The sequence below is a fragment of the Nostoc sp. genome (genome assembly GCF_036917515.1).
Lineage (GTDB): Bacteria > Cyanobacteriota > Cyanobacteriia > Cyanobacteriales > Nostocaceae > Nostoc.
In genome coordinates, this window is the sequence record NZ_JBALDE010000003.1 from 1 (window position 1) to 6,234 (window position 6,234).

At 43.8% G+C, this 6,234-nt stretch carries 3 protein-coding genes; all 3 read right to left on the reverse strand.

What is annotated here, in order from left to right:
• Window positions 1-87: 87 nt before the first annotated feature.
• Complete coding sequence (locus V7K89_RS00235; protein WP_335183750.1) at window positions 88-4,674, reverse strand: beta strand repeat-containing protein; 4,587 nt, start codon at window positions 4,672-4,674, stop codon at window positions 88-90.
• Between the two features lie 61 nt (window positions 4,675-4,735).
• A complete protein-coding gene (locus tag V7K89_RS00240) occupies window positions 4,736-4,972 on the reverse strand; it encodes a hypothetical protein (RefSeq protein ID WP_335183751.1) in 237 nt (78 codons plus the stop codon).
• A 320-nt stretch (window positions 4,973-5,292) separates the two neighbouring features.
• Complete coding sequence (locus V7K89_RS00245) at window positions 5,293-5,949, reverse strand: pentapeptide repeat-containing protein (RefSeq protein ID WP_335183752.1); 657 nt, start codon at window positions 5,947-5,949, stop codon at window positions 5,293-5,295.
• Window positions 5,950-6,234 lie beyond the last annotated feature (285 nt).

The following is a 6,234-nucleotide window of genomic DNA, read 5'->3' on the forward strand; positions in this document are numbered from 1 at the left end:
TTAGGTTTTTGATTGGCTAAAAACCTTGAAATTACGTTAACTTTTGGTCACGCTATGGTTCACAGTTTGGTCATACAAGGAGTAAAATCACACAAAATCACTCTTGTTACTAAAACCTGTTCCAGCAATTGAAGCGATGCCTACGGCAACCCGAAGCGGGAACGCACTAAAGATAGTTTTATCTAGGACAATTTTATCACCTTGGGAACTGTTGAAATCAGCGATCGCATCTACACCAGCAGTCAAGTCAAAGGCTGCATCAGTGTTGTAAACGAAACAGTCCGCGCCAGCACCGCCGACAAGAGTATCATTGCCAGCACCGCCGACGAGAGTATCATTACCAGCACCGCCTCGCAATAGATCGTTGCCACTCAAGCCGTAGATAATGTCATTACCCGCTTGAGCATTAATCACATCGTTGGAGTTTTCAAAACCTGTGATGCTGTTATTCAGGTCATTAAGGAATGTGACTGTGTTTTTGTTAAACACGCTAGTTTGAGTAGAGTTGGCATCGAAGACATCAAAGCTGTCAGCAATGTTGGTTTGCCCATCAAATAGGATATTGCCAATTGCAGGTGTTGCTCCAGAAGCTGGCAGATTATCGAGGCTTTCTAATTTGAAGTTTTGCAGAGTAACTTTGGTATTATCAACATTTTCAAAGGTAACTTCTAAGTTGTTAGCATTTTGAGTTAATTGCAGATTTTCGGCAGTTAAACCCGAACCGATAAATTGTAAGCTATCTAAGGAAGCGATCGCTGCTGCCGACGGCTTTGAGCTTTTACCAATGCCACCAAAATCGGTGATGGTGTCATTGCCATCACCAGGGCGAAATACAAATTTATCTTGACGGCTGTTGCCCGTCAGGGTATCATCACCAGGAGTTACGGTCGAGTTAAGGGTGTCGTCACTGTTTATATTCGTCCTCCCAAACACCACATAGCTTTGCCCAGCAGCATTTTTGCCGTTGGGGTCAGCCCCATATGCCCCAATAATCAGGTCGTCAATGCCATCGCCGTTGATGTCCCCCGCATTGCTGACTGACTTCCCTGATAAGTCATTTGCTGCTATACCGTTGATTATGAAGCCATTAGTGCCATTCAAATCAGACAGGTTAAGGGTGCCGCTACTGCCCAGATTCGTTCCCCCAAACACTACGTAGCTTTGCCCAGCAGTTTGTTTGCCGTTGGCGGTGGCATTATATTCCCCAATAATCAGGTCGTCGATGCCATCACCGTTGATGTCCCCCGCTTTGCTGACTGAGTAGCTTGAAGACTCACCTTTTGCAATGACGTTAATTAAAAAGCCATTAGTGCCATTCAAATCAGAGAGGTTGAGGGTGCCGCCACTGCCGACATTGGTTCCCCCAAATACTATATAGCTTTGCCCAACAAAATCTTTGCCGTTGCGGGAAGCATATTTTGACGAAATAATCAGGTCGTCAATACCATCGTTATTGATGTCCCCTGCATCGCTGACAAAGGAGCCTGAGTTGCTATCTTCTGCAATGCCGTTAATTATAAAGCCATTATTACCATTCAAATCAGAGAGGTTGAGGGTGCCGCCACTGCCGACATTGGTTCCCCCAAACACTACATAGCTTTGCCCAGAATCATAATTATAACTCTCGGGGTAGAACTTTCGTGCCCCAATAATCAGGTCGTCAATGCCATCGTTGTTGATGTCCCCTGCATTGCTGACTGAGTAGCCTAAGTGGCCATATTCTGCAATGCCGTTAATCGCAAAGCCGTTAGTGCCATCTAGGGAAGAGACGTCGAGGGTACCGCCACTGCCCAGATTTGTTCTCCCAAACACTACATAGCTTTGCCCAGCATCATATTTGCCGTTGGGGGAGGTAAGAATTGCTCCAATAATCAGGTCGTCAATGCCATCGTTGTTGATGTCCCCCGCATTGCTGACTGAGGAGGCTGAGTAGTCAATTCCTGTAATGCCGTTAATGAAAAAGCCATTAGTACCATCCAGAGAAGAGAGGTTGAGAGTGTCGTCACTGCCCAGATTCGTCCCCCCAAACACCACATAGGTTTGCCCAAGATAAAATTTGCCATCCTTGGTACTTGGTCCCCAAATAATCAGGTCGTCAATGCCATCGTCGTTGATATCCCCCGCATTGCTGACTGAGCCGTTTAAGAATACACCTTCTACGCCGTTAATCAAAAAGCCATTAGTGCGATTCAAATCAGAGAGGTTAAAGGTGCCGCCACTGCCCAGATTCGTCCCCCCAAACACCACATAGATTTGCCAAGGAGAATCTTCGTCGTAGGAGTGGAGACCAGGTGCGCCAATAATCAGGTCGTCAATGCCATCGTTGTTGATGTCCCCTGCATTGCTGACTAAATAGCCTGAAGAGTCACCTGCTGCAATGCCGTTAATTATAAAGCCATTTGTGCCATTCAAGTCAGAGAGGTTAAAGAAAGGGTCAGCACCCGCACTACCGACAAGGGTATCATTGCCTGCACCACCGATAAGGGTATCATTACCTGCACCACCTCTCAAAAGGTCATTGCCACTTTTGCCGTCGATGATGTCGTCACCCCCCTGACCATTAACCACATCATTAGAGTTGTCAAAACCCGTGATGTTATTGTTGAGGTCATTGAGGAAAGTTACCGTGTTCTTGTTGAATAGCGTAGTTTGAGTGGAGTTAGCATCGAAGACATCAAAGCTGTCGGCGATGTTGGTTTGCCCATCAAATAGAATATTGCCAAGTGCAGTTTGTGAACCGCTTTCTGTGAGGTTATCCAGGTTTTCTAGTTTAAAGTTTTGCAAAGTGACTTTGGTAAAAGCCGCTTTTTCAAAAGTCACTTCTAAATTGTTACCATTTTGAGTTAATTGCAGATTTTGGGCAGTTAAACCCGAACCTTTAAATTGTAAGGTGTCAACATTGGCAATCACCGCCGATGTTGGGGTTGTGCCTTTACCAATGCCACCAAAATCGGCGATAGTATCATCGCCATCGCCAAGGCGAAACAAAAATTTATCTTGACCGCCATTGCCTTTTATGGTGTCGTCACCAGTCAACCCATTGATGATGTTGTTGCTAGGTGTGCCAAATAAGTTATCTGCATCAGCAGTTCCAGTCAGGTTGGGAGAAGTATTGCTACTGGCAATATTTCTCCCCCCAAATACCACATAGCTTTGCCCAGCAACTTCTTTGCCGTTGGGATCGGCATAAGGTGCGCCAATAATCAGGTCGTCAATGCCATCGTTGTTGATGTCCCCCGCATTGCTGACTGATTTGCCAGAGAGGTCATTTGCTGCAATGCCGTTAATTATAAAGCCATTATTGCCATTCAAGAAGGCGAGGTTAAAGATGCCGCCACTGCCCAGATTGGTTCCCCCATACACCACATAGCTTTGCCCAGCATCACGGATGCCGTTGGGGTTGGCAGCCGGTGCGCCAATAATCAGGTCGTCAATGCCATCGTTGTTGATATCCTCTGCATTCCTGACTGAGATGCCCTCCGAGTCGTCACCTATCGCAATGCCGTTAATCAAAAAGCCATTAGTGCCATCCAGAGAAGAAAGGTTAAGGCTGCCGCCACTGCCCAGATTCCTTTTCCCAAACACCACATAGCTTTGCCAAGGATAATTTCTGCTGTAGGGGTAGGGATTACGTGCGCCAATAATCAGGTCGTCAATGCCATCATTATTGATGTCCCCCGCATTGTTGACAAAATCGCCTAACAAGTCATTTTCTGCAATGCCATTAATCAAAAAGCCATTAGTGCCATCCAGAGAAGAGAGGTTGAGGGTGTCGCCACTGCCTAGATTGGTTCTCCCAAACACCACATAGGTTTGCCCAGCACGATAGTTGCCGTTGGGCTTGGCAATCGGTGCGCCAATAATCAGGTCGTCAATGCCATCGTTGTTGATGTCCCCCGCATTGCTGACTGAATAACCTAAAAAGTCATTTTCTGCAATGCTCTTAATCAAAAAGCCATTAGTGCCATCCAGAGAAGAGAGATTAAGGGTGCCGCCACTGCCCAAATTCGTCCTTCCAAACACCACATAGCTTTGCCCAATAGGATTGTTGCCGTTAGGGTCGGTATATACCGACCCAATAATCAGGTCGTCAATGCCATCGTTGTTGATGTCCCCCGCATTGCTGACTGAATAGCTTGAGGAGTAGGTATTTTCTACTGCAATGCCGTTAATTATAAAGCCATTAGTGCCATCCAGAGAAGAGAGGTTGAGGCTGCCGCCACTGCCGACATTGGTTCTCCCAAACACTACATAGCTTTGCCCAGCATTATTTTTGTCATAAGGGTAGGTATTACTTGTCCCAATAATCAGGTCGTCAATGCCATCGTTGTTGATGTCCCCCGCATTGCTGACTGAATAGCTTGATTGGTCAGATTGTGCAATGCCCTTAATCAAAAAGCCATTAGTGCCATCCAGAGAAGAGAGGTTGAGGCTGCCGCCACTGCCCAGATTCGTCTTCCCAAACACCACATAGCTTTGCCCAATACGATTGTTGCCGTTGGGTCTGGAAGCCGATGCGCCAATAATCAGGTCGTCAATGCCATCGTTGTTGATGTCTCCCGCATTGCTGACTGAATAGCCTAGCTGGTCATATTCTGCAATGCCGTTAATTATAAAGCCATTAGTGCCATTCAAAGCAGAGAGGTTCAGCAGGTTGAATGATGAACTAACCATGATTTTCTCCTGTGTTTATTTCTGATCAGTCAGCGAGTGAACTTTGAGGTTCTACATCTTCTTAAGTTGACACCAATGGGCAGTGCCGTGCCCTACACTCCTCGGTATAAAGCTGTACCACATCGGAATGGGAACGGCTATATCTAATTTTAATTACAGTTTGAGCATTCCTAACTACAGAAGAAGCTGTGTTAACTACAGATTGAACATTCATAATCACAGAAGAAGCTGTGTTAACTACAGATTGAGCATTCCTAACTACAGAAGAAGCTGTGTTAACTACAGCTTGAGCATTCATAATTACAGAAGAAGCTGTAGTTAATACAGCTTAAGGATTACTTATCATATAAAGAAGATTTATAATTAATGCTGAAGTTGTATTAACTAAGGCTTCAAGATTTCTCAGTTAAGCATTTTTAATTTAGAATTGGGTTTTGGAAAAAGGATAAGGGTTATAAGATTTTTCTTTCCCTTTCCTCTTCCCCAAAACCCGAGAAGTATTGGGTTTCTAGTTTATTTATTCTGACTTTTGATTCTGAATTATGCTGCATCTTGTTTCCATGCTCTGCATGAAAACGAAATCAGAAGATTATTTCACTTTGGCAGGGCTACTTCTAGCTAATAAATAACTATCTGAGGTTGCTCAATTGTACCATCAGGCATGATAGTATCTCGCAACTTCGCATAAATCAAATTTGTCTTCCAAAGGTTTGCCTTATTCAAGTTTGCTTTAGTTAAATTTGCCCATGTCAAGTCTGCACCGGTTAAGTTAGCCTCAGTCAAATTAGCTTCTAGTAATTTTGCTCCACATAGCTTGGCTTGTGTGAGATTTGCAAAACTTAAGTTAGCTTCAATCAGCGATGCTTCAATTAATTTGGCTTCACTTAAGTCTGCTTCTCTCAAATCCACATCACATAAAGAAGCACCCCAAAGATTACTACCTATGAATTTCACTCGCCATAAGAATGTTCCACACAAATTTGCTTGTGTTAAATCAGCATTAGTCAAATTGGCTTCACATAATGATGCTTCATACAAATTAGCTTCACGTAAGCTAGCTTGCATCAAATTTGCGCCACTTAAATTAGCACGAGTCAGAACACAGCCAGACAAATTTGCATCACGCAAATCTGCTCCAATTAAATTAATACCACTTAAATCAATTCCTTTCAGGTCGATTCCTCTCAAGTCACATCCACTGAAATCCCGACGCTGAAAATATTTATTTGTGATTTGACTTAAAATAAATTCCTGCTGTTGAGCATAATTTTTCATGGTATTCACCTCTGGGTGTAATTGATCTCAAAGGTTGAGTGTGGTAGTTACCGTATATTGAGAGTACACCGCAAACGGAGATTAGCTCAGTAAATAATCAAAATAAATTAATAAAAAATCGGCAATCACTTGAAAATTCGTTTTTTCAGTGGTTTTTAAAACAAAAAATGCTGACATAAGTCAGGAAATATTTATATAGCGGTTCTCAGTTGGGTGCAATATAGTAACAGCAGTGGGTGAACCATCCAATAATGTCTTTTTTAGTTACCGCATTCAGAGCATTTG

Coding starts and splice junctions, on each gene's coding strand:
- V7K89_RS00235 (WP_335183750.1), bottom strand. CDS start 4,674: ATGGTTAGTTCATCATTCAACCTGCTGAACCTCTCTGCTTTGAATGGC.
- V7K89_RS00240 (WP_335183751.1), bottom strand. CDS start 4,972: ATGAATGCTCAAGCTGTAGTTAACACAGCTTCTTCTGTAGTTAGGAAT.
- V7K89_RS00245 (WP_335183752.1), bottom strand. CDS start 5,949: ATGAAAAATTATGCTCAACAGCAGGAATTTATTTTAAGTCAAATCACA.